This window comes from Candidatus Thermoplasmatota archaeon (assembly GCA_018814355.1).
Taxonomy (GTDB): Archaea; Thermoplasmatota; Thermoplasmata; order UBA10834; family UBA10834; genus COMBO-56-21.
This window is the reverse complement of the sequence record JAHIZT010000037.1, coordinates 53,721-78,622: the sequence shown is the minus strand read 5'-3', so window position 1 is coordinate 78,622 and position 24,902 is coordinate 53,721. Positions and strand designations below refer to the sequence as shown.

Annotated in this window: 20 protein-coding genes; 15 read left to right on the top strand and 5 right to left on the bottom strand. The window is 55.6% G+C overall.

Translation table 11 applies throughout. The features are described from left to right. Positions 1–204, bottom strand: a 204-nt coding sequence (locus KJ653_02270; protein ID MBU0684663.1) for a transposase, incomplete at its 3' end; no start/stop codon positions are given. Between the two features lie 73 nt (positions 205–277). Here KJ653_02270 and tnpA point away from each other — a divergent pair. The 5 genes from tnpA (at position 278) to KJ653_02245 (ending at position 7,531) form a co-directional block, all read left to right on the top strand. After that, complete coding sequence (tnpA, locus tag KJ653_02265) at positions 278–667, top strand: IS200/IS605 family transposase (GenBank protein MBU0684662.1); 390 nt, start codon at positions 278–280, stop codon at positions 665–667. Between the two features lie 28 nt (positions 668–695). Then, entirely contained in the window at positions 696–1,919 is a 1,224-nt protein-coding gene (locus KJ653_02260; protein ID MBU0684661.1) for a DUF362 domain-containing protein, read from the top strand. 800 nt (positions 1,920–2,719) lie between these two features. Then, positions 2,720–4,588 carry an ABC transporter substrate-binding protein gene (locus KJ653_02255; protein MBU0684660.1) on the top strand — a complete coding sequence of 623 codons (1,869 nt, stop codon included), beginning with the start codon at positions 2,720–2,722 and terminating at the stop codon, positions 4,586–4,588. 169 nt (positions 4,589–4,757) lie between these two features. Continuing rightward, on the top strand, positions 4,758–5,756 hold the full coding sequence (locus KJ653_02250) for an ABC transporter permease (protein ID MBU0684659.1): 999 nt from the start codon (positions 4,758–4,760) through the stop codon (positions 5,754–5,756). Between the two features lie 215 nt (positions 5,757–5,971). Next, on the top strand, positions 5,972–7,531 hold the full coding sequence (locus KJ653_02245) for an ABC transporter permease subunit (GenBank protein ID MBU0684658.1): 1,560 nt from the start codon (positions 5,972–5,974) through the stop codon (positions 7,529–7,531). Between the two features lie 107 nt (positions 7,532–7,638). Here KJ653_02245 and KJ653_02240 read toward each other — a convergent pair whose 3' ends face one another. Next, complete coding sequence (locus tag KJ653_02240) at positions 7,639–8,529, bottom strand: dihydropteroate synthase (GenBank protein MBU0684657.1); 891 nt, start codon at positions 8,527–8,529, stop codon at positions 7,639–7,641. A gap of 324 nt (positions 8,530–8,853) precedes the next feature. On the opposite strand from KJ653_02240, the gene KJ653_02235 reads away from it, so the two are divergent. From KJ653_02235 to KJ653_02225, 3 genes are all read left to right on the top strand, one after another. Then, positions 8,854–9,486 (top strand): corrinoid protein, encoded by a 633-nt coding sequence (locus KJ653_02235; GenBank protein MBU0684656.1) that lies wholly within the window; start codon positions 8,854–8,856, stop codon positions 9,484–9,486. Positions 9,487–9,492: 6 nt separating this feature from the next. Next, positions 9,493–10,962 carry a trimethylamine methyltransferase family protein gene (locus tag KJ653_02230; GenBank protein MBU0684655.1) on the top strand — a complete coding sequence of 490 codons (1,470 nt, stop codon included), beginning with the start codon at positions 9,493–9,495 and terminating at the stop codon, positions 10,960–10,962. A gap of 150 nt (positions 10,963–11,112) precedes the next feature. Then, the gene (locus tag KJ653_02225) at positions 11,113–12,519 is read left to right on the top strand and encodes a trimethylamine methyltransferase family protein (GenBank protein MBU0684654.1); all 1,407 of its coding nucleotides are present in this window, start codon (positions 11,113–11,115) and stop codon (positions 12,517–12,519) included. Positions 12,520–12,529: 10 nt separating this feature from the next. Here the strand turns inward: KJ653_02225 and KJ653_02220 are convergent, their stop codons facing one another. After that, on the bottom strand, positions 12,530–12,967 hold the full coding sequence (locus KJ653_02220; protein ID MBU0684653.1) for an Lrp/AsnC family transcriptional regulator: 438 nt from the start codon (positions 12,965–12,967) through the stop codon (positions 12,530–12,532). A 73-nt stretch (positions 12,968–13,040) separates the two neighbouring features. On the opposite strand from KJ653_02220, the gene KJ653_02215 reads away from it, so the two are divergent. Continuing rightward, entirely contained in the window at positions 13,041–14,009 is a 969-nt protein-coding gene (locus KJ653_02215) for an asparagine synthetase A (protein ID MBU0684652.1), read from the top strand. Between the two features lie 11 nt (positions 14,010–14,020). Here KJ653_02215 and KJ653_02210 read toward each other — a convergent pair whose 3' ends face one another. Beyond that, complete coding sequence (locus KJ653_02210) at positions 14,021–14,947, bottom strand: homoserine kinase (protein ID MBU0684651.1); 927 nt, start codon at positions 14,945–14,947, stop codon at positions 14,021–14,023. Positions 14,948–15,125: 178 nt separating this feature from the next. Here KJ653_02210 and KJ653_02205 point away from each other — a divergent pair, with 178 nt between their 5' ends. From KJ653_02205 to KJ653_02185, 5 genes are all read left to right on the top strand, one after another. Next, the gene (locus KJ653_02205) at positions 15,126–16,355 is read left to right on the top strand and encodes a threonine synthase (GenBank protein ID MBU0684650.1); all 1,230 of its coding nucleotides are present in this window, start codon (positions 15,126–15,128) and stop codon (positions 16,353–16,355) included. A 1-nt stretch (position 16,356) separates the two neighbouring features. Continuing rightward, on the top strand, positions 16,357–17,373 hold the full coding sequence (locus KJ653_02200; protein MBU0684649.1) for a homoserine dehydrogenase: 1,017 nt from the start codon (positions 16,357–16,359) through the stop codon (positions 17,371–17,373). A 38-nt stretch (positions 17,374–17,411) separates the two neighbouring features. Beyond that, on the top strand, positions 17,412–18,815 hold the full coding sequence (locus KJ653_02195) for an aspartate kinase (protein ID MBU0684648.1): 1,404 nt from the start codon (positions 17,412–17,414) through the stop codon (positions 18,813–18,815). Between the two features lie 2 nt (positions 18,816–18,817). Continuing rightward, positions 18,818–20,491 carry a dihydroxy-acid dehydratase gene (gene ilvD / locus KJ653_02190; protein ID MBU0684647.1) on the top strand — a complete coding sequence of 558 codons (1,674 nt, stop codon included), beginning with the start codon at positions 18,818–18,820 and terminating at the stop codon, positions 20,489–20,491. Positions 20,492–20,602: 111 nt separating this feature from the next. Next, entirely contained in the window at positions 20,603–21,955 is a 1,353-nt protein-coding gene (locus KJ653_02185) for a DUF835 domain-containing protein (protein ID MBU0684646.1), read from the top strand. Between the two features lie 173 nt (positions 21,956–22,128). On the opposite strand, the gene pheA is transcribed toward KJ653_02185, so the two are convergent. After that, positions 22,129–22,941: a prephenate dehydratase gene (pheA, locus tag KJ653_02180; GenBank protein ID MBU0684645.1), complete on the bottom strand. Its 813-nt coding sequence runs from the start codon at positions 22,939–22,941 to the stop codon at positions 22,129–22,131. A gap of 431 nt (positions 22,942–23,372) precedes the next feature. On the opposite strand from pheA, the gene KJ653_02175 reads away from it, so the two are divergent. Further along, positions 23,373–24,896 carry a 2-isopropylmalate synthase gene (locus KJ653_02175; GenBank protein MBU0684644.1) on the top strand — a complete coding sequence of 508 codons (1,524 nt, stop codon included), beginning with the start codon at positions 23,373–23,375 and terminating at the stop codon, positions 24,894–24,896. The last annotated feature ends 6 nt before the right edge of the window (positions 24,897–24,902 follow it).

The window sequence follows — 24,902 nt, the reverse complement described above, 5'->3', positions numbered from 1 at the left end:
TCGCGCTCCCTGGACAAGCGAGGATTGAAGCGCAGGCCACTTGTCGCGGGCTTCGTAGTATCCGAGCGCCTGGAGCTTCCTCTTGGAATGCGTCCTGTTGTGGAAGCCCAGTCTGAGAAAGAAGTTCGTGGCTTCGTTGAAGATGCGGACTGTTTGCCCAATGGCTCGGGATGGTTCCAGCTTAACGGTTATGGTTCTCTCCACGAACAGATTGCATGTAATATGGTGTATATGGGATTCTGTGGGACTATGGTGAAAGTGGAACGCGGCGCACGGGATCACCTATCACTTTGTCTGGTGTGCGAAGTGCCGCAAGGAGCTCCCCCTGGTTGTTCAGAAGAGCCTGAGAACCGTGATGACTGCGATAGCGGAGTCTCGGGGCTCGGAAGTCAAGGAGCTGGAAGTGATGGCCGACCATGTGCATCTCTTCATCGGAGCACCCCCGACAGAATCCTCTGTCGGGATCGTAAAGGCTCTGAAAGGGATCAGCGCGAGGGTGTTGTTCGACGAGCATCCAATCCTGCGGACGATGTTCCAGCGGGGGCATCTGTGGAGCCCGAGCTACTACATTGGGACGGTGGGGCATGTGTCTGCGGAAGCGATAGCGAGGTATATCAGGGATCAGAAGTTGCGGAGGGTCTGGCGACCTGCTTCCTCCCCCCGATGAATTGGGGGGTCTCCGCAGGACGGATTCCATGAATTCTCAAAGGAATGTCCAGGTCAAGTCCGACAATGTGAGACCGGCCAGGGTGGCAATCGCGCGTTGTCCGGGATATCAGGCGGAGGACGTCAAGGCCGCCATGCGCATGGCCGTGGATGACCTCGGAGGCATTGGGAAGTTCGTCTCGCGAGGTGAGAAGATACTGCTGAAGCCGAACATGCTATCGCCGAAGCCTCCCGAGGAAGCGGTCACAACCCATCCAGAGATCGTCAGGGCTATGATCCACCTGGTTCGCGAAGCGGGGGGAACGCCTTTGGTCGGTGATACGCCTGGCGGAAGAGCGACCGAAAGGACCTTGAAGAACCTGGCAGAGTCGACTGGCATCGGGAAGGTGTGCGACGAGGAAGGGGTCGAGTTCGTACTGCTGATCGATGCTGAGAAGTTCCCCGTGCCGAACGGCAAGGTGGCCAAGTCATTCGAGATCGCCTCCACCCTGAGATCAGTCGACGGGGTGATCTCCCTGGCCAAAATGAAGACCCACACCTTCACAGGCCTCACTGGGGCTGTGAAGAATCTCTATGGGTTGATTCCAGGACTGAGGAAAGCCGAGTATCACATGAGGATGCAGAACGCCAATGCTTTCTCGGAGATGCTAGTGGATTTGGCGGAGTGTGTCCGACCCAGGCTGACCGTGATGGACGGCATTATCGGCATGGACGGCGACGGTCCCGCAGCCGGACGTCCAATCAAGATAGGGCTCATCATCGCGTCGGATAACGTTCATGCACTCGATGCAGTCTTCGCAGAACTGGTTGGAGCCGAATTCGATTGCGTACAAACGATTGCGATTGCACAGAGGAGGGGGCTCCTTCCTCGCAGCCCACCACATGCGGAAGTGTCGGAGGGCGGACTGGATGAATTCCGGATCAAGGATTTCAAGATGCCCGGTTCGCCGAACCCCTTCGCAAGGATATCAGCTGCGATCATCAGGGTCGCATCTGAGGGCGCCTCAAGGAAACCGGTGTTCTCAAAGTCGAGATGCGATCTCTGCGGAACATGCATCGAATCATGCCCAGCGAGGGCGCTCAGGAGGGGTGAGCGCAGACCCGCTATCGACAGAGGACGGTGCATAAGATGCTACTGCTGCCAGGAACTCTGTCCGAACAAGGCGATTGCCCTCAAGCGGTTGGCAGCCAGATCGCTAGGTCGTGCAGCATGGAGCCGCACGAAGCGAATGCTCGGCAGACGCAGAGGGTAACGGCGTCAGAGCGCATAGCCATGCCTCTTGGTAGGAGGTTACAGTAGGAGCGTGGAGCGTGTACACCAGGACTCATCTCTTCGGACATTGCGGCCCCCTATTGATGATGGCTCAAGAAACAACGAGCTAGATAGACGAATCCGGATGCGCATTTCCTGTCATTCTACCAGATTCTGATGTCCGATCATGTGCAATGAGAAGGACACACTTGTGCACCGCGAAATTTGACGAGAAGCGGGATCATGTCGGTGGCGCTGTGCGCAAGGCGTGGCTTCGGAACTCTGCGTTTGATAGGCCGTCGACCCCTGCATTATCCCTACGTCATTTGTTGGACGTCCCATATGGAGCGTTCCCTTGGGTATTGCTGAGAACAGTGTCGCTTCGAAGCGGTAGAGCATTAGCGAATCCTATCTCGGCAAATGACTGCCCGATGAAGAAGACGGTGCGCATTTTTCAAATTTCGTTTCATTCTAAAGGGCGTTCCTTGAAAGAAATCGCAACCAGATGCTCAATGTAGCAATGTTCATATACCTTGGCTTCATTCGGTGTCTAGTCCTGCCAGTTTCCGCAGAAACGATGGATATCCAGCAGGCGGAAATCGGATCTCAAGACCTTGCGGGTTGGCCGGGGGTCAGCTCGATAGGCCGAGGGCTTACGGGACCAAACAAGAGCCGGGTGTGGGGGAAGTAAACTTGCGTAAGGGAGTTCTAGGATTTCTCTCTGTGTGTGCAGTTGTGTTTAGCGTGACCTTATTGTCGGTACCTATCGCTGGTCTCATGGGTGTAGTAGGAACAGGAACGGTGGAAGCCGCTCTCGAGACTGAGCTCAGGATCGGATTCATGCAGAAGGTTGACAGCCTGAACCCGTACATCGGGCTCAACGACGCGGCTTACGTCTTCTACGGCCTTGTCTATGATGGGATGAATGTCATCGACAACCAGATGAACCCGACGCCTGACCTGGCGACTGGCATCTGGGCGGTACCAACGACAGATCCAGAGATGCAGAATACTGGAGCACCATATGGTTCTGTCTGGCAATACAACCTCACGACCAATGCTCAATGGACCGACGGGGAGCCTTTCACCGCGGACGACGTCGTTTGGAACATCAAGCTCAACGCGGACAATTACGAGGCGATGTGGGCCTTCCAGCCGTACTCCTATTTCATGAAGGATGCCGTGAAGGTCGACGAGTCCACAGTGAGAATTTACTTCTACGATAGGTTGACCGGAACCCTGATGCCAGCTTCGTACGCGTACCTGGTTTCGATTCCGATGCTGCCAAAGCACATGCTTCAGGACCAGAACGCGTTCTACATTGGATTCAACTGGTCCGGCGTGTTCGGAGGCACTGACATGCCAATAGTCGGCACTGGACCGTTCATGTCCAACCCGAACATACGTGATGAGTGGCTGTCTGGTGACCACATAACACTCCTGAAGAATCCGAGGTACCACTGGAAGATAGACAAGCCCGGCGCGCCCGAGATCAAGTTCGACAAGCTCACCATGTACTTCTTCGACGACTCGACGGCCATGTCCTATGCGTTGCAGAACAACCAGCTTGATGTCGCTGCGTTCCCACCGCAGGCATACAGGGCAATCAAGGACAAAGTCGCGTCGGGAAGCATCGGAAACGTGACGACCTTCGATGGACCCAAGATCACGCAATACTGGACCGAGATTGGGATAAACATGAACCAAGCTGGTCCGAACCCGTCGAGGCTCGACCACACGATCAGGAAGGCGATGGCGATGGCAACAAATAAGTCGTACATCGTCGAGAACTACTACCTCGGCTTGGCCAAGGAGGGGACCACGCTCATCCCGCCGGTCAACACGTTCTGGCACTACGAACCGAATGCCACCGAGAAGTTCTCCTTCGACATTGCAGCGGCGAATGCGTTGCTCGAGAACGCTGGGTATCGCGATGTCAACGGTGACGGCACAAGAGAGTGCACTTCAACAAGCTACGCTGTTAGGGAGCGTCTCGTCACCGAGAGCACGCCTTTGCAGTACCAGATGTTGCTGAGAAGAGAGTACCCAGAGGAGAAGGACATAGCAATGTACCTCGAAAGCCAATGGGCTAAGGTCGGCATTGACATCAACTACCTGATCGTCGACGAGGCCACGCTGGGTACGATGGTCTATGGTTATTCGTATGACACGATGATATGGTACTGGAGCGCGGACATCGACCCGAACTATCAGCTGTTCGTGCAGTCGAAGGCGGCTTGGAACGGGTGGAGCGACAACATGTACTTGAACGAATCCTATGAGGAGAATTACACCAAATCTGTGAACACTCTCGACAAGGACCAGAGAAAGGTGTTCGTCGACAACTGCCAGAGGGTGAACTACCTGGATGCTGCGTACATCATCCTTGCCTACCCGTACCAGACATATGCCTGGAGAGACGACACATTCTCTGGCTGGGGCGACTGGGCTGCCGACCCTGGACGGAGCGTCGACAACTTCTGGATGGGCAATCCGTTGTACTTCGATCTCGTCCCAATCTACCAGGAATCTACTCCCCCCAACTGGTTGCTGATTGGGGGAGCTGCAGCAGGCATAGCAGTGGTCGTGGCAGCTGTTGTGATCCTCAGGATGAGGGGCAAGAAGAAAGAAGGTTCGATAAAGGAAGAATCGAGCCCGCTCGGAGACTGATCCATAACCTATTGGCCCGGAAACGGGCCACCCAAATATCTTTCCCATTGAACCCGACCCGTGCGTGCGATGGGAGCATGCAAATACGGGACGGTAGATAGAACACCAGTGGAGCGCGGTAACAAGCACAGTCTGATGGGGCGCGGATGATGAGGCAGGAGGTTCTAGAATGGACATGAGGTCATTCGTTACAAGAAAACTCATCTACCTGGCCATAACACTAGTCGCCATCTTGCTTTTCAACTTCTTCCTTTTCCGGGTCATGCCCGGAGACCCGGCTGCTGTCTTACTTCCAAAGAGCGGAGACGAGGACCTCAAGAACCTGATCAGAGACAAGTTCCACCTGAACGACCCGTATCCTCAGCAGTTCTACTACTACGTTGTACAGGTCTTCACGCTCGACTTCGGACCGAGCGCTTCAGTTTGGAAAGGGGCAAACATAAGCGATGGCTTGCCAGAACCCATATTCAATACCGTGCTGCTTGTGGGCATAGGCACGGCCCTGGCTATCTATCTGGGCGTCATGCTGGGGAAATTCGCCGCGTGGAGACGCGGGAAACCTGCTGACACCGTGGGGATGGCTTTCGCTCTCACCTTCTACTCGATGCCCACGTTCCTGTTTGCGTTGATCATGTTGATGCTCTTCGCGGGCGAGCTCCAATTGTTCCCGTTGAACGGGGCGTACGGCAAGCTGCCATTCGTCGATCATCCCCCCCGATATGAGGACATGACCATCATAGAGAAGATCATCAGTCGCGGATATCACCTAGTTCTTCCTGTTGCTGCATTTACAATAGAGGTCATGGCGGAGTTCGCCCTGATCATGAGGAACTCCCTCACTGATGTCCTCACAGAGGACTATATCGTCACCGCAAGGGCGAAGGGGCTCTCGAACAAGCAGATCCTGCACGACCACGCGATGAGGAACGCGATGCTGCCAGTGGTGACTGTCGCGGCCATCAGCGTCGGCTGGGTCCTGGGAGGCGACATAATGGTCGAGATCGTATTCTCCTACGACGGCGTCGGCATGCTGACCTGGGATGCTGTGAACCAACGGGACTTCCCCGTGCTCCAGGCGCTTTTCCTGATCATGGCAGTCGCGGTCTTGTTTGCGAACTTGATCGCGGATGTGATCTACATGTACCTTGACCCGAGGGTCACGATTTAGGAGTTGACCTAGTGACGGCAAACTACATGCAAAGGCGACTCAGGAAGCACGTATTCAGGACCGCTGGTCGCGCATCAGCCAGTCCCCTTGCAATCATTGTGATTTCGACGGTTCTTTCACTCACCCTGATTGGCTTGATCGGGCCTTTGGCAACCACTGCGACATCTGGTCAACCCACTCCGAACGCTCGCACACTCGCCGCTCCGGGGGACCCCGTGGCGAACGCGGGACCGGACCGAACCGTGCCTATCTCGGTGTCTGTGGAACTCAACGGCTCGCTATCAAGCGGGACATTGTTGACCTTCAACTGGAAATTCATAGACAACGGCACACTAGTTGACAAGACCAGCGACCGCAACACCTCGAAGTATGTTTTCACCGCAGTTGGCTTCTACAACATTACCCTCAACGCGACAGGCTTGGGCGGCCTGTGGTCCGAGGACGCAGTGATGTACAAAGTGGTTCCGTACGTCGACGCGGGCCCATACAGGCACGTCGCTGAGGGGACCGATGCCACCACGATCACTCTGGACGGCAGTAGATCCTGGGACAATGTGGCCATTGTGAGCTACACCTGGAACTTCACATACCAAGGTGCTGAGAGAGAGCTTACGGGGGTCAACCCGAACTTCACGTTCTCAAAGCCGGGCATATACGTCATCACTCTAACGGTCGTTGACGAACTTGGCTTCTCGAACAGCGCGATTGTCGTTGTGAATGTGATCAAGGCGCCCAGCTTCTTCGCGAAGCATTGGATATCCATTTTCATCGAGCTTCCAGTAGCCGTGATCATCGCGTATCTCATCTACAACAAGTGGAGGAAGGGCGCGGGGATCATTACGAAGATGGACGTCGACAAGGCGAGGCTTCAGTGGAAGACCTTTAAGAAGACCTGGAAGATATTTCGGGCTAACAGGCTCGGGTTCAGCGGCCTCATCGTCCTTGTGGCGTTTGTGATGATGGCAATCTTCGCACCGCTTCTCTCAACGGTTCCACATCCGGATAGACTAGAGAACCATGAGGCCACGCTCCGGGACGAGAACTGGACGAACCCGCTACCGCCATCCCTGAAGAAGTCACCGTTCACTGGACTGGTCCATCCGCTCGGAACAGACCACAAAGGACAGGACGTTTACAGCCTGACTTTGTACGGTTCAAGGGCATCGCTTGAGGTCGGTCTCCTCGCAACGATGATATCAGTCGTCTTGGGTGCCTCCGTCGGCCTTGCCGCAGGGTATTTCGGAAGAGTGACGGACGAGGTCCTGATGAGGGTCACCGACTTCTTCCTCGTTCTCCCGTGGTTCCCACTGATGATCGTCATGATGGCCATCCTCGGTCAGAAGTTCATCTGGGTGATAATCGTCATAGGAATCACGAGCTGGCCTTCCACGGCCAGAGTGGTGAGGTCACAGGTCCTAACGGTCAAGGAGAGACAGTTCATCGTGAGGGCGAAGTGCATAGGCGCAAGCGATAGTCACATCATCAAGACGCACATCATGCCGAACGTCCTCCCGCTCATATTCGCGAACACCGTGCTGCTGATCGCCATTGCGATCTTCTCCGAGGCGTTCCTGGACTTCTTCGGACTGGGCGACCCTACGGTCATCAGCTGGGGAGGAATGCTTGAATCCGCATACGAACAGAACGCGTTTCTGCTCGGCGCGTGGTGGTGGATCGCGGCTCCCGGGATAGCGATCGTCACGATGGTCCTGGCATTCTCCATGGTCGGATACGCGATTGACGATGTAATGAACCCGAAGCTCAGAAAGCGCTGAGCGCGGAGTCCAAACCCATTTCTTGGTTTCTTCAAAAGACAGCATGAGCGTTGCTTCACCAGAAAAGGAGAATCGAGGAAAGGGTTTCAGCTGAAGTCATACCGGGATTACTTCGTCTGGCTCGCTGCGAGTTCGGCCTGTCTCTTCCTGAAGTAGGTTAGGTAGCCCATCGCAAACTTGTCCTCGCCCCAGAAAAGCTTCGAGGCCTTGAGCGCGACCGCCATGTTGGGGTCGTTTGGGTTGCCTATGAAACAGGTCATGCCCTGTCCCGCGCACAACAACATGAACGCTGCGTTCAGCACGGGCCTGTCAGGAAGACCAAAGGATACATTGCTCAATCCGACCGTGGTGTTCACTCCAAGCTCCTCAGTGCATATCCTGATCGTGTCGAGCGTGGCCTTCGCACCGCTTTCGCCGGTGCCACATGCAAGAGCAACGCAGTCGATGATGATGTTCTTCCTGTCGAGTCCGTGCTTCTCTGCATTCTCGATGATCTTCCTGGCAATCGCTACTCTCTTCTCAGAGGTCTGTGGTATGCCGGCGTCGTCGATGCAGAGGCCGACGAGAGCTGCCCCGTATTCGGCTGCGAGCGGGACCACAACATCCATTCTCTTCTCTTCGCCTGTGGTGGAGTTGATTCCGGGCCTTCCCTTGACCGCCTTCAGCGCTGCTGCAAGCACCTCAGGGTTCGATGTATCAATCCAAAGCGGGACATCCACCGTCTCCTGGACGATTCTGATCGACTCAAGCATCGCGTGCTTCTCGTCAATGCCTGGAACACCTACATTTATGTCGAGGACATCAGCGCCGTTCTGGACCTGCTTCTTCGCCTCAGGCCCGACGATTTCGAACTCTCCTGCCTTCAGCTTGGCAATGAGTTCCTTCCGGTTCGTCGGGTTGATCCTCTCGCCTACGATGACTGGCGTCCTGCCTGCACCGATCTTGACTGTCTTACCGGTTCCCTTCAATTCAATAACGGGCACAACTGCACGTGGCATTTCTTACCCTCCTTCGAAGGGGGTATGCCTTTCCCAAGAAAAACCTTCCTACTCCAAAGGGGTTGGCGTTTCGCGCAGACGAGGCCGGCAGCGGACGGCGTTCTCGTCTTCATCAATTGAATTCAAGCAAGGACCGTTTGAGTCTTTGAGGACATTCTTAGAGGGCGGAGATAATCATATGAACGAAACCTTAATTAGGAAGGTGCATATGCCGTTTCAATCTGAAGCGGGACAGAGCGGCCATCCTTTGGATGGACGACTTTGGATTCCGAAACAGATCCAGAGGGACGAAATCCCGAAGGAAAGCTACTGGGGGTATAACCAATGGAAGATGCAGTAACACGGCTAAAGAATGCTGTGATAAACTACGAGATGGAAACAATCGCCGACCTCGCAAAGCAATCACTGAAGGACGGCGTTGATCCGCTCGTCGCCATCGAGAAGGGATTGGCGGAAGGTATCAAGACTGTCGGTGAAAGGTTCGGAAAGGGAGAGATTTACCTACCCGAGCTAGTCATGGGCGCCGAAGCGATGAAGGCCGCATTGGCCGTGCTCGAGCCTGCCGTTCCAGCGGGAAAGCACAGGGCAAGCGCTGGCAAGGTACTCATCGGAACGGTCCAGGACGACATCCACGAGATCGGCAAGAACCTAGTTGCGACGATGCTGTCCGCGAATGGATTCGAGGTCCTAGACCTTGGAGTCAACGTCCAGGCCGCGGACTTCCTGAAGAAGGCAGACGAGGCGAAGCCGCAGATGGTGGCCATGTCCGCACTCATGACGACGACCATGCCAAGGATGGCAGAGATCATAACCCCACTTAAGGAGAAGAGCAAGGCCGTCAAGGTCCTTGTAGGCGGGGCACCGGTTACAGACACGTATGCAAAAGAGATCGGCGCTGACGGCTACAGTGGCGACGCATCTGGCGCAGTTGATGTGGCGAAGAAACTGGTCAGGTGAGCACCAATGGCCTTTGGCATTAAGCGGGGCGTCCGCTTCCAAATCCTTGGCGACGGCGATTTGAACAGGATCCACTGGGGCACACTCCATATACTCGAGAAGGTAGGTGTCCAGGTTGACAGCGTCGCCTGTAGGAAGCTACTGAAAGACAATGGTTGTGAAGTCGACGAGAAGACGAGAATAGCTAGGATCCCATCGCATTTGGTCGAGGAGGCGCTGGCGAAGAAGAAAGCATCCATAACGCTTGCCGGCAGGAACCCGAAGTTCGATGCGAAGCTGGATATGAACCACAGCTACATGACCGCTAACGGTAACGGCGCCGTGACGGTGGACTTCGAGAGCGGAAAGAGAAGGCCGTCGATGAAGAAGGATGTCGCGAACTCCTCGAGGATCATCGATACGCTCGAGAACGTGCATATCCACTGGCCGATGGTAAGCTCCACTGACCAACACCCGTCCACCGTGCACCTGCACGACTTCGACGCTTCTCTCAACAACACCGAGAAGCACGTCATGTACGAGACGGGCGTGACGGTCTCCGATGCGAGGACCCTGACGGAGATGGGGTACGCAGCCGCTGGCGGCGAGAAGGAATACAGGAGAAGGCCGCTGTCTTCATGCCTGCAGTGCACATATGCTCCTCTTCAGCATGATGCGGGCGTCATGGACGCGAGCCTAGAGTTCGCCAAAGCCGGAGTCCCACTGGTATTCTTTGGGATGCCGCAACCTGGCGCAACTGGACCAGCGACCTTGGTCGGCTCGCTCGTTGTCGGCAACGCTGAGGTGCTCAGCGCACTGACAATGATCCAACTGTCCACGCCAGGAGCGGCTGTCATCTACGGGATGGGCAACGCACCATTGGACATGAGGACAACCATAAGAGCGGGTGGGAGCCCAGAGCACGCGATCTCATCTGCGATTGCGACCGAGCTCGCGCACCACTATGGAATGCCGTCATGCGTCGGCGTTTCGGCGACAGCTAAAGAGCCGGGAGACCAGGCGGTGATGGAGTACTACACTGGTTGCGTCGGTCCATTGCTGGCTGGAGCTGACTTGATGTGCGGCGTTGGCCTGCTAGAGGATTCGAGCTGCCTCTTCTACGAGGAGATTGTGATCGACGACGAGATCGTCGGCGCGATCGCTAGGCTCATCAGGGGCGAATGGGCGGACGACGAGACGATGGCACTGGACGTCATCGAGAAGGTGGGTCCGGGCAAGAACTTCCTGGCCCAGAGGCACACGTTGACTCACATGAGGACCGAGTTCTTCATGCCGAACCTCGTCGACAGGCGCTCGTTCGATGCGTGGTCGCAGACCGGCTCGAAGTCCATGAGGGACAGGGCAAGGGAGAAAGTCAAGGAAATTCTCGCGAACCACAAGGTTCCGCCGCTCGATGCCAACGCCCAGAAGAAGCTGGACGCCATCATCGAGAAGGCAAAGAAGCCGATGTGGGGCGGGGAGTCGAAGACCCACTAGACATTTCGCTGGCCGGACGCAGAGATGCGTTCCGGTCACAACTACACCTTTCACCATTTCTCCGGACACAACTACGGTAACACGGGAGAGTCAGAGAAGAATTGGGGGCAAGCAATGGCGAACTCAATACCCGTCCGATGCAGGCGGGAATTGCTGGACAAGAACGGGGTCGCGAAGATACGGCACGCAGCCCTGGAGATACTCGAACAGACGGGGGTTGCGGTTCGAAGCGAAAAAGCGCAGGAGTTGCTTCGCGAGGCGGGCTGCGAGATTGACAAGAAAAGCGCAGTCGTGAAGTTTCCCCAGTCACTCGTATTGGAGTGCACCAAGAAGAACGACAGGACGGTCACGCTCTACGGAAGGACGAGGAAGCACGATGCGAGGCTTGACTTCGAGCACGTGCACATCTGCAGCGACGGGAACGGCACTGATGCGATTGACTTCGAATCGAGGCAGAGGAGGCCCTCGAAGAAATCCGATGTCGCCAAGAGCGCCTTCGTCACAGATGCACTCGCTGGCCACGGCGTGAACTGGCCGTCCGTGACTTCACAGGACGTTCCCACGGGAACGAGGCACATTCACGATCTCCAGGCATCGCTCGAGAACACCGAGAAACATATCACTATCGCAACAAATACATCGGTCTGGGAATCTCAGGACGTCCTCGAGCTCGCAGCTGCGGCCGCCGGCAGTCACGAGGAACTCAGGAGAAGACCGATCATATCATCCATACACACCAGCTTCTCGCCTCTCCAGATAGAGGGAGGGAGCCTGGACGCCGGTCTGTTCATGGCGGAGGCAGGCATTCCGATCTGTTTCTACGTAATGCCAGGCCCTGGGTCGACTGGCCCCGCAACATTGGCGGGATCAGTGGCGCTCGGGGTTGCGGAGGCGCTGGCCGGCAACACGATCATGCAGGTCCAGACCCCCGGGACGGCATTCGTGTTCTCATGCGGAATGGCGAACCTGGACATGAAGACCTCGACTCGCGCTGGAGGAGGGCCTGAGCACGGCCTCACATCTGCAGCCTATTCTCAAATGGCCCACAGCATGGGATTCCCTTCGCTGGTAGGTGGGTTTGTAACGACGGCCAAGGAACCTGACGAGCAAGCTGCATACGAGAAGTTCGCGAGCGCGGTGACGCCAATCCTCGCAGGCGCGGACATGATAGCCGGCATTGGGCTGATAGAGGATTGCAGGACGCTCTGGCTCGAGCAACTGGTGATCGACAGCGAGATGTCCAAGATAATCGAGAGGATGGCGCGCGGAATCGATGTCAACGAGGACACGCTCGCACTCGAAGTCATCAACAAGGTGGGCATCGCCAAGGACTATCTCGGCCAGAGACACACCATGGAACACTTCAGGACGGAGCATTTCATCCCGATTGTCTCAGACAGATCCTCCTTCGACACCTGGGTCGCCAAGGGTTCGAAGACTCTGATGCAAAGAGCCGGAGAAGAGGTCAAGAGGATCTTCAAGGAGCACAATGTCGATCCCGTCAGGGGCGAGGTCGCGGAGACCGCTCAGAGGCTGGTTCGGAAACGGATGAAGTGACGGTCAGTCCTCATTCCTTCACGGTCGTGAAGCAAGCGCATGTCAGAGTCCTGGCTACGCCTTTCACCTCGCGGAGGCGGTCTATCACGAGCTTGCCGATCTCCTCCATGCTCGAGCCGCGGACCTTGAGCAACATGTCGTATTCGCCGGAGATCATGTGGACCTCGAATATCCCTGATATCGAGGCGATGTCATCGGCGGTGTCGCGCTGAGAAAGCCCCTTCTCGGACTCGAACTGGACGAGTATGAAAGCTATGACCCCAAGACCAAGCTGGGAGTAGTCTGGCACTGCCGTGTATTTCTTGATGATGTGTTTTTGCTCCATCTTCACGATGCGGTCGTGCACTGTGGCTCTCGGGATTCCAAGCTCTCTTGCGATGGCTTTTGTCGTCTTTCGAGAGTCCATCATCAGTTCTTCGAGGATAGACGAATCCTTTTCGTCCAACATGTTTCGTCATAATGACGGACTGTATATATGAATATTGCCTGAATATCGGACAATAGTCGGATATGTTGGCGAAATGGTGATATACCTTGCTGGGATGTCCGTCCTTCCGTCAAGGATTAGCATGAAGGAAGCGGTGTCGCACATAAGAGGGGAGAAGCGCAAACATATATTGAGCGTGCAGTCGGCAGCGCTGAAAGCCATTCACGACTACATGTACAAGCGCGGGGTGGTTCAGGCGATGCCCATTATCCTTTCGCCTGAGACAGATCCTCTGAACCATCCACACTTCGCGGCGACAGTGGAGTACTATGGACAGAAGTTGCACTTGACGAAGAGTATGATCCTTCACAAGCAACTCTCGCTCCTCAACGACGGCATAGACAAGATCTACTTCATGTCGCCGAATGTCAGGCTTGAAGAGGGCGCGCTGAAGGAGAGCGGAAGGCATCTCTTCGAATTCACTCAAGTGGACATAGAGTTGAAGGACAAGACGAAGAAGGATTTCATCCGATTCATCGATGGCATGATAGTCGACGTATTCAAGTTCGTGAAGAGGGAGTGTTCTGACGACCTGAGAGCACTCGATAGGGAACTCATCGTGCCGAGGCTCCCACTGAAAGTCTACGAATCAGAGGACCTGATCAGACTGCATGGCGAGCATTTCGAGAGGATAGCCTCCGAACAGGCAAAGGACCCGTTCTGGATAATGAACTTCAGAAGGGAGTTCTACGACCGAGAGGACAAAGAGAAGAGAGGCTACTACCACAACTACGATGTCTTCTGGCCCGAAGGTTATGGCGAGGCCCTCTCCGGCGGTGAGAGGGAGTGGGAGCATCAAGAGATACTCCGCAAGATGAAAGAGAGAAAGACGGATCTCAGGGCCTTCGATACATACCTGACGGTCTCTAGCCAGGGCCTGATTCCGCGAACGGTCGGTGGCGGCCTCGGGATCGAGAGGATGGTTCGATTCCTGACAGGTCAGAAGCACATAAGGGACGTCACGTTGTTCCCCAGGGTACCTGGGGAGCGAATCGTCTTCTAGAGGATGCTGGATCAGCTCGAATCCTCTACCTTTGCTCCCGTCCCAGGCACAGTGATGAACGAACTCGCCTTGAGGTTTGAGGAGCTCCGGAACGCATCCACCATGGCATTCTTGATCCGTACGGCATTGCCTTGTGTGATGGCGAAGACAGCTGGGCCTGATCCGCCAACTGAGACGCCATATGCCCCTGCGCTCAAGGCCGCGAGGCGGACCGCCTGGTAACCTGGTATGAGTGCAATTCTGTACGGCAGCGCTAGCTTGTCATCAAGATAGGATCCGATCATGCGCACGTTTCGCTTCATCATGGCGTGCAGCATTCCAGACGCCCATCCGACATTGCACACTGCATCAGCGATTGAGACCGAATTAGGGAGGATCTCCCGAGCGTTCCTCGTCTCGACCGATATCTCTGGAAGTGCGACGACGATCTGGAATTTTGGAGGCCGTATCTGAAGGACAGTCCTGGTCTTCAGATCAGAGACGACCGTGAATCCTCCGTAAATCGCTGCGGATACGTTATCGAAGTGCCGCGACCCAGCCACAAGCTCCTCACCCATAGCCGCTGCCTCGAGGATCATCTCCTTGTTCCGCAACCCCAGAATCGTTGCCATCGCGACGGCACCGCCTGCTGACGAGGCTGCGCTGCTCCCAAGACCACTTCCAGGTTTCATGCCCTTCCTGACAGTCATGGAGAATCCGGTATCCTCACAGCCGCACAGCCCGGCCAACTTGATTGCGGCATACGAAGCTGTGTTCTCCGATGGGTCGGTCGGGACCTTGTGTTTGCCGACGACCCTTACCTCGTATCTACCCCGTGGCAACCTTCTGATGGATATCCTGTCCCTCGGCGAACCCAGACAGAGCCCGAACGAGTCAAAGCCTGGGCCAAAATTCGCGATGGTTGCAGGAGAAGATACTATCGCTCGCTCGCACCTCATCCGAGACACCTGGCCACATGTGCATGTCGTGCTCGGATATTAAGATGCGCGCGTCCTCCGGCTCATGGACAGAATTGTGCACCACGCATCCGGCCAGCAGTCCGCAAAGGCAATATCCAGACCTGCGAAGAGATTATATTTCCACTTACCATAGAGGACTCATCCGGTGGGGCACCCCATGGTCTCGTTCGAGTTGAAGTGCATCGAGTGCGGCAAAGCACATGACATTGCTAGGCCGGCCTATGCATGTTCTTCCTGCGGCAACCTCCTTGAGATCAGGATGGACACGGAAGCCGCGCTCAAGAGGGCCTCGATCGGGGATTTCAAGAAGAGGCCGATCTCGGTGTGGAAGTACCGAGAATTCATCCCGGTAGGACCGAAGGCACAGGTGTTTTCTCTCGATGAGGGTGGCACGCAGATGATCGAGTGTCGGAGGCTCGCGCAGGAGATTGGGATCAAGAGCCTCAGAATCAAGTTCGACGGGACAAACCCTACAGGATCTTTCAAAGACCGGGGCATGACGGTCGGGATAACCAAGGCTGTCGAACTCAAGATGAAGACCGTCACATGCGCCTCCACGGGTAACACGTCGGCATCACTTGCAGCGTATGCTGGGCTTGCTGGCCTCAAATGCGTCGTGCTCATCCCCGAGGGGAAGGTAGCCTTGGGAAAACTCGCTCAAGCAATGATGCATGGAGCTACTGTGGTCACCGTAAGAGGCAATTTCGATCAAGCATTGGACATAGTCATGGAGTCGTCTGATAGACTCGGCATGTACGTCCTGAACTCGGTCAACCCGTTCAGGATCGAAGGGCAGAAGACCGCTGCGTACGAGATCTGTGATCAGCTCGGCGGCCTCAACCCCGAATACCTCTACATTCCGGTAGGAAACGGGGGCAACTCTGCTGCCTATTGGAAAGGGTTCGAAGAGTACGAGTCCATGGGGTTCGTTCCTGGTCACCCAGTCATCAGAGGGATCCAGGCGGAAGGAGCAGCGCCCATCGCGAACATGTTCAGGTCGGGAAGCAGCGAGCTCACGCCCGTCAGGAAACCCGAGACCGTTGCCACTGCCATAAGGATCGGAAAACCAGCCAACTGGAAGAAGACCGTCAGGGCTATCAAGGAATCCGGTGGTTCGGTCACGACCGTGTCCGATCAAGAGATACTCAATGCCCAGAAGTCCATGGCCACGCTTGCAGGAGTATTCGCAGAACCTGCAGGAGCGGCAGCGGTTGCGGGTCTTGTCAAGGACGTCGAACTTGGCATGCTTGACAAATCATCGATTGTAGTCTGCGTCTCCACTGGTCACGGGCTCAAGGATCCAGATGTGGCGATATCTCAGAGCGTCAAGCCGATGGTTATCGATGCGACGATAGAGGCTCTTCAGAAGCTCCTGGAGGCGAGCTGAAATGAGAGTTCTCTTGGTAGGTTTTGGCGCAGTCGGCCAGAGTTTCGTAGACCTCGTGGATCAGGAAGCGAGAAAGCTCGAACGCGACTACGGCCTGAGGCCGAAGATAGTTGGAGTGGTTGACCACCTAGGAGCTGCCATCTCGCCTGAGGGTATAGACATCGGCAAGGCGTTGTCGTCAAAGAGGGTGTCCAAGACGCTTGAAGGTCTCGGAGCGGAGGTTTATCAGGAAGGGAAATCCGGCCTGGATGTCATCAACGAGCTGGAGTGCGAGGTCGTGATCGAGAGCACTCCAACTGAGCTCAAGAAGGGAGAGCCTGGATTGAGCCACGTGAAGGCCGCCATGAAGGAGGGGAGGAACGTAATATGCGTAAACAAGGGTCCGCTGGCCATCGCCATGCCTGCTTTGATCGAGCTGGCTCATCACAACCAGGTCATATTCAAGTTCAGCGGCACTGTAGGCGGCGGCACTCCAGTCCTGGATTTCGCGAAGAAATGCCTCGAGGGTAGCAAGATCAAGTCCATAAGCGGGATCCTGAACGGCACATCGAATTACATCCTCAGCAGGATGTCTGCTGACGGCGTCGCCATGAAGGATGCGCTCGCCGAGGCACAAAGGCTCGGATATGCTGAAGCAGACCCGACCTATGATATCGGCGGGTTCGATACCGCCTGCAAACTGGTAATCACATCCAACTACGTACTCGGGACAAGCTTGTCAATCAAAGATGTGGAGATAGAGGGAATAACTAAGGTCTCGAACAAAGACATCAACATGGCGAAGTCCAATGGTAGCGTGGTCAAGCTCATCGGCAAGGTTGAGAAGGGAGCGCGGGTCTCGCCAGAGGAAATCCCCGCAACTCACCCTCTCAATGTGAGCGGCACATTCAACGCGGTATCATTCGACACTTATCCCGCTGGCGAGATAACCCTCGTTGGAAAAGGAGCTGGAGGCAAGGAGACTGCTAGCTCGGTCCTCAGGGACCTGATAGAGATCAGGAGGACCTTCGCCCGATAGGTATTTTTGTCGGGTATCGATTCTAGAGGAGTCCAATCATGAAACTCGTCATGAAGTTCGGCGGTGCTGGTGTCGCGGACGGCGACAAGCTGAGGAAAGTGGGAACGATAGTTCGCAACTTCCACAAGAAGGACCAGCAGCTGGTGGTCATCACTTCCGCCATGTACGGGGTAACGGATTCCCTGGCCGACATTGCGAAGCGCTCAAGCAAGGGGGACAAGAAGGCCGTCCATGAGTTCATGGAGACAACTGCCTCGAAGCACAGAAAGGCGGCGGAAGGGGCAATCATGGACGAGCACATCCTGGGCCGGACGATGGATGTCGTTAACTCGCGGCTGGACGAGCTAAGGAACATCCTCAATGGCATTGCGCACATCGGTGAACTGACGCCCAGGTCGAAGGATTACGTGGCTGGATATGGTGAGAAACTCTCTGCGCCCATCCTGCAGGGCGTGCTCGAAGATCTCGGCATCAAATCGAAGGCACTCACCGGAGGGGAGGCAGGGATAGTCACTGATGACCATTTCGGGGACGCCAATCCTCTGATGAATGTGTCCATTCACCAGATAAGACAGAACCTCGATCCGTTGCTCGAAGAGCGCACTGTCCCTGTCATCGGCGGCTATATTGCGTCGACCCAGGACGGCGTCCAGACGACCCTTGGACGAGGTGGGTCCGACTACACAGCATCCATCATCGGTTCCGGGATAGAAGCCGATGAAGTATGGGTCTGGAAGGACGTTGACGGCCTTATGACTGCCAACCCGAAGATCGTCAAGAATGCAAAAATGATTCAAACGATATCGTTCGCTGAGGCGATGGAGCTGGCGCACTTCGGCGCTGAAGTGATCCACCCCAAGGCGCTCGAGTGCGCAGCCAGGTATCAGATACCATTCAGAATCAAGAGCCTAAACGACCCTGATGCGAAGGGCACTGCAATCGAGAGCGCGGTCAAGGTGAAGACCGGCGACGTTGTAAAAGCAATCACGAACATCAATGATGTCAGTCTGATAACAGTCAGCGGAGCGAGCATGGTCGGGACGCCGAGGCTCGCGGCGAAGGTCCTTCAGATACTCACAGATGAAGACATCGATGTGCTCATGATTTCTCAGAGTTCCTCAGAGGAGAGCATAACCCTTGCGATACCTAAAGTCAGCGGATCGAAGGCGCAGAATGCGCTCGAGCTCTCGCTGCTGGGCTCGAAGCAGGTAAGAGAGGTCTCAATCGAGGACGGGCTCAGCATCGTCGCTGTGGTCGGGGCTGGTATGAGAGGCACCCCTGGAGTAGCAGCGAGGGTCTTTGGCACGATGGCGGAAAACGAGGTTAACATAAGGGCCATCGCTCAGGGTTCCTCAGAATTGAACATATCGTTCATCATCAAGAAGGTCGACGCGAAGAAGGCCGTAGAGGCTCTTCACAGTGACTTCAGATTGGGTGAGTGAACATGGCGAGACATCAGCCCAATGCACCGCTCAGGAGCGACGCGCTCAAGAAAGGAATGTCCAGAGCCCCGGCGAGAGGACTGCTGCGAGCGCTCGGCATGAAGGACAATGACATGGAAAAGCCACTAGTAGCCATCGCCAACTCGTTCAACACGATCATTCCTGGACACATGCACCTGAATAAGCTCGTGACCGAGGTTAAGAAGGGGATTGAGGAGGCGGGCGGTGTCGCATACGAGTTCGGAGTCCCGGGAATATGCGATGGCATAGCCATGGGATTGGACGGGATGCGCTACTCGTTGCCATCCAGAGAGATCATAGCCGACAGCGTCGAAGCGATGGTGGAGGCACATGTCGCAGACGGCTGGGTTGGAGTCACGAACTGCGACAAGATCACTCCTGGAATGTTGATGGCTTGCGGGAGAATCAACGTGCCTTCTGTCATCTTGACCGGCGGCCCAATGATGCCTGGACTGTACAAGAACAGGAAACTGGACGTCATCTCAATCTTTGAAGCAGTGGGTGAACTCGCGGCCGGGAAGATCACACAGGAAGATTTCGTCGAGATCGAAAAGCGGGCATGCCCCGGGCCGGGATCGTGCTCCGGCCTGTTCACTGCCAATACAATGGCTTGCCTAACCGAAGCGCTAGGACTGAGCCTGCCCGGTTGCGCGACTTCTCACGCCATCTCAGACGAGAAACTGGAGATTGCTCGCGAGACTGGCGCGCTGGCGGTCGAACTGGCCATGAAGAATGTCAAACCAAGGGACTTCGTAACCAGGGGGAGTTTTGAGAATGCTCTCAGAGTCGACAACGCCATCGGTGGGTCTACGAATACCTGCCTCCACATGATAGCGATCGCGAAGGAGTTCGGGATAACGCTAGAGCTGAATCTCTTCGACCAGATATCCAGGGAGACCAAGCACATCGTCGCGCTGAAACCCGGTGGTGACCACTTCATGATAGACCTGGACAGAGCAGGGGGAATCCCGGCAGTGCTTTCGAGGCTCGCTCCCAAGCTGAGAGACGAGGGAACCGTTCGAGGCGACAGCATCTTGGCAATCGCCAAGAATGCCATAGTCAAGGATCACGATGTGGTTCGAGAACTGGACAAGGCGTACCACGAGGAGGGCGGAATCGCGATACTCTGGGGCAACCTGGCCGAGGAGGGGTGCGTCGTCAAGCAGTCGGCAGTCGTGCCAGCCATGAGGAGATTCGAAGGTTCAGCCAAGGTGTTCGACACCGAGAAAGCCGCAACGGATGCGATGCTCGCAGGCAGAATCAAGCCCGGCGATGCAGTCATCGTCAGGTACCAAGGTCCAAAAGGTGCTCCTGGCATGCCTGAGATGCTGAGCCTGACCGCCATCCTTGCGGGAATGGGTCTGGGTGAGTCTGTCGCCCTTGTCACTGATGGAAGGTTCTCAGGCGGAAGCAGAGGACTCTCTGTTGGACACGTTTCCCCGGAGGCATTCGTGGGAGGAGCTCTCGCGTCGGTCATGGACAAAGACATCATCAGAATAAGCCTCGATACTCGAGAGATAGAAGTCTTGATTTCCCAGAAGGAGATGAGATCCAGGCTGAAGGACAAGAAACCTCCCAAGACGAATATGTCTGGCTATCTGAAACGCTACAGAGACGGAGTATCCTCAGCGAGCCTAGGCGCCCTACTGGAATGATTGGAGAGTACTGACTCCCCCTTGATCAGCGCTTTTGGATCGCGCAAAGATTATTGACCTTCGAGGCACTTGACCTGATATGGCAAGAGAGCACATTCGCGGAGGCCACAAATGATTGACTGGACCGAGATAGCATTCGAAGCTCTGCCAGCGCTGTTAGGTCTCGCCATCGTTCTTCACGTCTTCTACCGAATCAGCAGGATGGAGCACTTCTTTGAGGTGGTCAGAAGCTGGATCGTATTACTATTCGTGGTCTCGCTCGCAGGCCTGTGGTCCGTGGAACTCATCACGGATACAATGGGCAACTCGTTCGACGACCTGCACATCAAGATGGGTATGACTTTTGTCATTTTCTCGTCATGGCTGTCCGTCTGCGTGGTCCTCCTGTGGACTACGCACGGAAGGTACAACGACGTTGATATGTTCGTGCCGTGGTTCAAGAAGAACCCCCTTAATCTGATTAGCGCATGGGGGATACTCGGCATTGTGCTTGTGGCGATGACATGGGCATCGGACCTGAGCCCAGAAACCATACTGGAGAGTCAGCTTTGGCTGATGGTTCTGGTGTCGATCTACATTCTCGCAATGATCGCAAGCAACCTCCTCCTTTCGGCGAAATGGATGACAAGGGGGAGTGTATCTGGAATCACCAGGGAGACAAGGATCAGCCTGGCCTTGTTCACAGTCGCATGGCTTGGAACTCCGGCTGTTGAGTTCGTATTCGACCTCGTCCTAGGAGTAGGAAGAAGCTGGGAAAATCTCAACCCGCACAACTGGATCCTCGTGTTACTCTTCGCAACCCTGATGAGGGCCACATTCACATCTCAGCTCATGGCGATCGTCGTCGATCCAGAAGTGGAAACCGCCAAGATGGGTGGATTCAGATCGTACGACATCCCCAGGGGAGTGTACCTGGTTTATGATGAGAAGGCAGACGCTGCTTTGAGCCTCTTCTCGGAGCTCGTCACAATGCCCCTTAGGCCTGATGCTGAGATCCCTGGAAGAGAGGAGTCCGCGGCCGCGACCCTGCAGTTCCTCATTCCTAGCGGACTAGTCGTTACTAGGGAGTTCCCGGAAGGCATCAGAAAGAGGCACAACCTCCAGGTGACTCCTATAATCTGGCTGACCGAATCTCCGGGAGAGAGAAGGATCGCACCGACCAGCCTCGCAGTCCTCACAGATACAATCATCCGCTTCATGGAATCCAATCCGAACAGCATAGTCGTTGTCGAGGGGATCGAATACATTGTCACGTACAACGACTTCAGGAAGGTGCTGAGATCGCTAGACTCCCTCAACGAGACTGCTTGGGTCACGAAAGGGCGCCTGCTCTTGGCAGTCAACCCGAAGGCGTTCGAGGAGAGGGATCTGGCACTCCTAGAGCGAGACAGAAAGGTCCTTAGTGGCACCGGCGCCGTAGATGAGCTCAAGAAGGAGTCCAGAATAGCCGGGATTCCTGCATGATGGCTTGAATCACTCTCATCCAGTAGACCTCCGGACTTCTTCGAAGCTGTTCGTTCTCTATGGTTCCACGACAAGTGTCCTTCCTGACGGTCTATGGAAGATCATAATCTACAGCCCCAGGGCAGTGGTGGCCATGAATTCAATGGTCAGTGCCTGGACGGACGAATAGGTCCTCAGATCTCTGCCTTCTTGTAGGACCCGAGTATCTTGACAAAAGCCCCTGTCTTCAGCAAGCCCCCTATGGCGGCGTGGCAGTTGGGATCGTCCATGCTACCATCGAAATCCGTGTAGAAGACGTAAACCCAAGGTTTGTTCTTTCTTGGTCTCGACTCGAGCTTGCTCAGATTGACGTTCCTCGACGCGAACTCGTCCAGGCACTTGTGCAACGCCCCCGGAGCGTTCTTGGTGGCGAACACGATCGAGGTCTTGTTGACTCCTTGGATAGGGCCTGGGTTCTTCTCGAGGACGAAGAATCGCGTGTAGTTGACGACCTCGCTCTGGATGTCCTCCTTGAGTATCTTCAGACCGTATACGGTAGCTGCACGCTTGCTGGCGATGGCTGCGACATCCTTCCGCTTCCGCTCCGCGACCATCCGCGCGCTGCCGGCCGTGTCGTAAGATGGAATGACCTTCCAGTCCTCATGATTGGCCAAGAACTTGCGGCACTGCCCTAGAGCTTGCGGATGGCTCAGGACCTCCTTTATCGAATCAATAGTCGCGTCATCGTAGGCCATGAGGTAATGCTTCACAGGCACGATGATCTCGCCCGAGATGGCGAGGTCATGGTCGAGGAGAAGATCGTTCACTTGAGCCACGCTCCCTTCGATGGAATTCTCGACAGGGACCACTGCATGCGTTGCCTTGTCCTGCTCCGCCGCCTCGAACACAGACAGGAAATCGAGGAAGGGTCTCGTCTTAACGCTAGACCCGAAGTACTTGAAGCAAGCGTCTTCGGAGTACGCCCCCTTCTCACCTTGGAATGCCACAAGCGGCTCCTTGCTCAAGAGTATCACGCGCAGTACCTTGATTGACGTATTTCTAACCTTCCAAGAGCATGTTCAGGGAGTCCATATTGTACAGATGTGTCCAGATGAAATCCTACCGGACCAATAACAATGGCTCAGCAAAGATTTATATCGGTCCAGGCCATGAGGAGACTTGTCACGCCTTATCAAGGTATGACTCCACTGCGAACAGAGGCGAGGAATGACGCACATGAGCAACGGTCTGCCTATTCTGCCCTTGGGGCTGCGTATTCTAGCCTGAGGGCTGCAGTGAAGGATTTTTGGAGAGTGTATTGATGCCAACACAAGCTCCGAGTGAGAATGCTAAACAGACAGCGGAACCCGCGCTCAGGATACCCGATACGGGAGTGTTCGTCAGTGAATACAACAAACAGATCTTCTCGGCCACAAGGATGCCTGAGAGGGTCAAGATCCTGGACACCACTCTGAGAGACGGGGAGCAGACGCCAAACGTGGCCCTATCCAGCGAGGACAAGGTGAAAATCGCGCAGGCGCTGGACGAGCTCGGCGTGGACATCATTGAAGCGGGATTCCCTATCAATTCTGAGGGCGAGGCCGATGCAGTGAGCAGGATCGCAGGTGCTGGCCTGAAGGCCGAAATATGCGCACTCTGCAGGGCCAGCCCAGGGGACATAGACGCCGCACTCGCATGCGATGTCGATTCGGTCCACATTTTCCTGGCGACCTCGAAAACCCACCTGGAGAAGAAGCTCAAGATCACACAAGAGGAAGCAAGGGACAAAGCGGTCGCGGCCGTTCAGTACGCCAAGGACCATGGATTGATCGCCGAGTTCAGCTGCGAGGATGGCACCAGGACCGAGCTTGGGTTCCTCGACGTGGTTCACAAGGCGATCCAGGAAGTGGGCGTTGATAGAATAGACATCGCGGACACGGTAGGAGTCATGACACCGACTGCCATGACCCAGTTCGTCGCGGAGATCAAGAAGAGCGTGAAAGTCCCATTGGCTGTCCACTGTCACGACGACTTCGGCATGTCAGTCGCGAACTCACTTGCCGGAGTCCTCGGTGGAGCTGAGGAGGTTCACTGCACAATCAACGGTCTCGGGGAACGCGCAGGCAATGCTGCCCTTGAGGAAGTCGTGATGGGACTCCAGGCGTTCTACAACGTCAGGACGAACATCAATACAAGGAAGATGGCGTTCGTTTCGAGGCTGGTCTCTCAACTGACAGGTGTAGCGGTCCAACCGAACAAGGCCATCGTTGGAGAGAACGCCTTCTCGCACGAAGCAGGCATTCACGTTCACGGTGTGATGAGCGAGTGCTCGACATATGAGCCGATGAGGCCGGAGATAGTGGGCAAAGAGCGCAAGTTCGTCATCGGCAAGCACTCTGGCGCTCACTCAGTCGACAACAAGCTCAGGGAGTACGGGCTCGAACTTGACAAGGACCAGATGAAAGAGGTCGTGACGAGGGTGAAGAAATGGGCCGAATCCGGAAAGAAGCTGGACGATGCGGAGCTGCTCGCGGTCGCATACGACGTCATGGGTCAAGAGGCAGAGCCCGCCATCAAGCTCGAGGAGTTCACCGTCTTCACAGGACTAAACTTCACGCCAACTGCAACTGTCGTGCTGAACATAGATGGAGAGACCCGCAGGGCTTCAGAAACGGGTGTCGGCCCGATTGACGCGAGCGTGTGTGCCATCAAGGCGGCAGTATCGAAGAACATCGTTCTCAATGAGTACAGGCTAGAAGCCATAACGGGCGGATCGAACGCCCTTTGCGAGGTGACAGTGAAGCTTGGGGACTGCGAGGACGCACAATTGCTATCGCTGGGGAAGAGCGTCGGTTCGGATATCGTTACTACGAGCGTGGATGCCATGATCGAAGGCCTGAACAGACTGTGGGTTCGGAAGCTCAGCGTGAGCAACGGCGTGGAGAAGAAGCGGGCGTACTGAGCCCGC

What these genes read in the sequence shown, in the direction of transcription:
- KJ653_02260 (MBU0684661.1), top strand. Translation starts at nt 696, where the DNA reads ATGAATTCTCAAAGGAATGTCCAGGTCAAGTCCGACAATGTGAGACCG.
- KJ653_02240 (MBU0684657.1), bottom strand. Translation starts at nt 8,529, where the DNA reads ATGCCACGTGCAGTTGTGCCCGTTATTGAATTGAAGGGAACCGGTAAG.
- KJ653_02175 (MBU0684644.1), top strand. Translation starts at nt 23,373, where the DNA reads ATGCCTGAGAGGGTCAAGATCCTGGACACCACTCTGAGAGACGGGGAG.
- KJ653_02210 (MBU0684651.1), bottom strand. Translation starts at nt 14,947, where the DNA reads ATGAGGTGCGAGCGAGCGATAGTATCTTCTCCTGCAACCATCGCGAAT.
- KJ653_02235 (MBU0684656.1), top strand. Translation starts at nt 8,854, where the DNA reads ATGGAAGATGCAGTAACACGGCTAAAGAATGCTGTGATAAACTACGAG.
- ilvD (MBU0684647.1), top strand. Translation starts at nt 18,818, where the DNA reads ATGGCGAGACATCAGCCCAATGCACCGCTCAGGAGCGACGCGCTCAAG.
- KJ653_02230 (MBU0684655.1), top strand. Translation starts at nt 9,493, where the DNA reads ATGGCCTTTGGCATTAAGCGGGGCGTCCGCTTCCAAATCCTTGGCGAC.
- KJ653_02200 (MBU0684649.1), top strand. Translation starts at nt 16,357, where the DNA reads ATGAGAGTTCTCTTGGTAGGTTTTGGCGCAGTCGGCCAGAGTTTCGTA.
- KJ653_02215 (MBU0684652.1), top strand. Translation starts at nt 13,041, where the DNA reads ATGGTGATATACCTTGCTGGGATGTCCGTCCTTCCGTCAAGGATTAGC.
- KJ653_02185 (MBU0684646.1), top strand. Translation starts at nt 20,603, where the DNA reads ATGATTGACTGGACCGAGATAGCATTCGAAGCTCTGCCAGCGCTGTTA.
- KJ653_02250 (MBU0684659.1), top strand. Translation starts at nt 4,758, where the DNA reads ATGGACATGAGGTCATTCGTTACAAGAAAACTCATCTACCTGGCCATA.
- KJ653_02195 (MBU0684648.1), top strand. Translation starts at nt 17,412, where the DNA reads ATGAAACTCGTCATGAAGTTCGGCGGTGCTGGTGTCGCGGACGGCGAC.
- KJ653_02205 (MBU0684650.1), top strand. Translation starts at nt 15,126, where the DNA reads ATGGTCTCGTTCGAGTTGAAGTGCATCGAGTGCGGCAAAGCACATGAC.
- KJ653_02220 (MBU0684653.1), bottom strand. Translation starts at nt 12,967, where the DNA reads ATGTTGGACGAAAAGGATTCGTCTATCCTCGAAGAACTGATGATGGAC.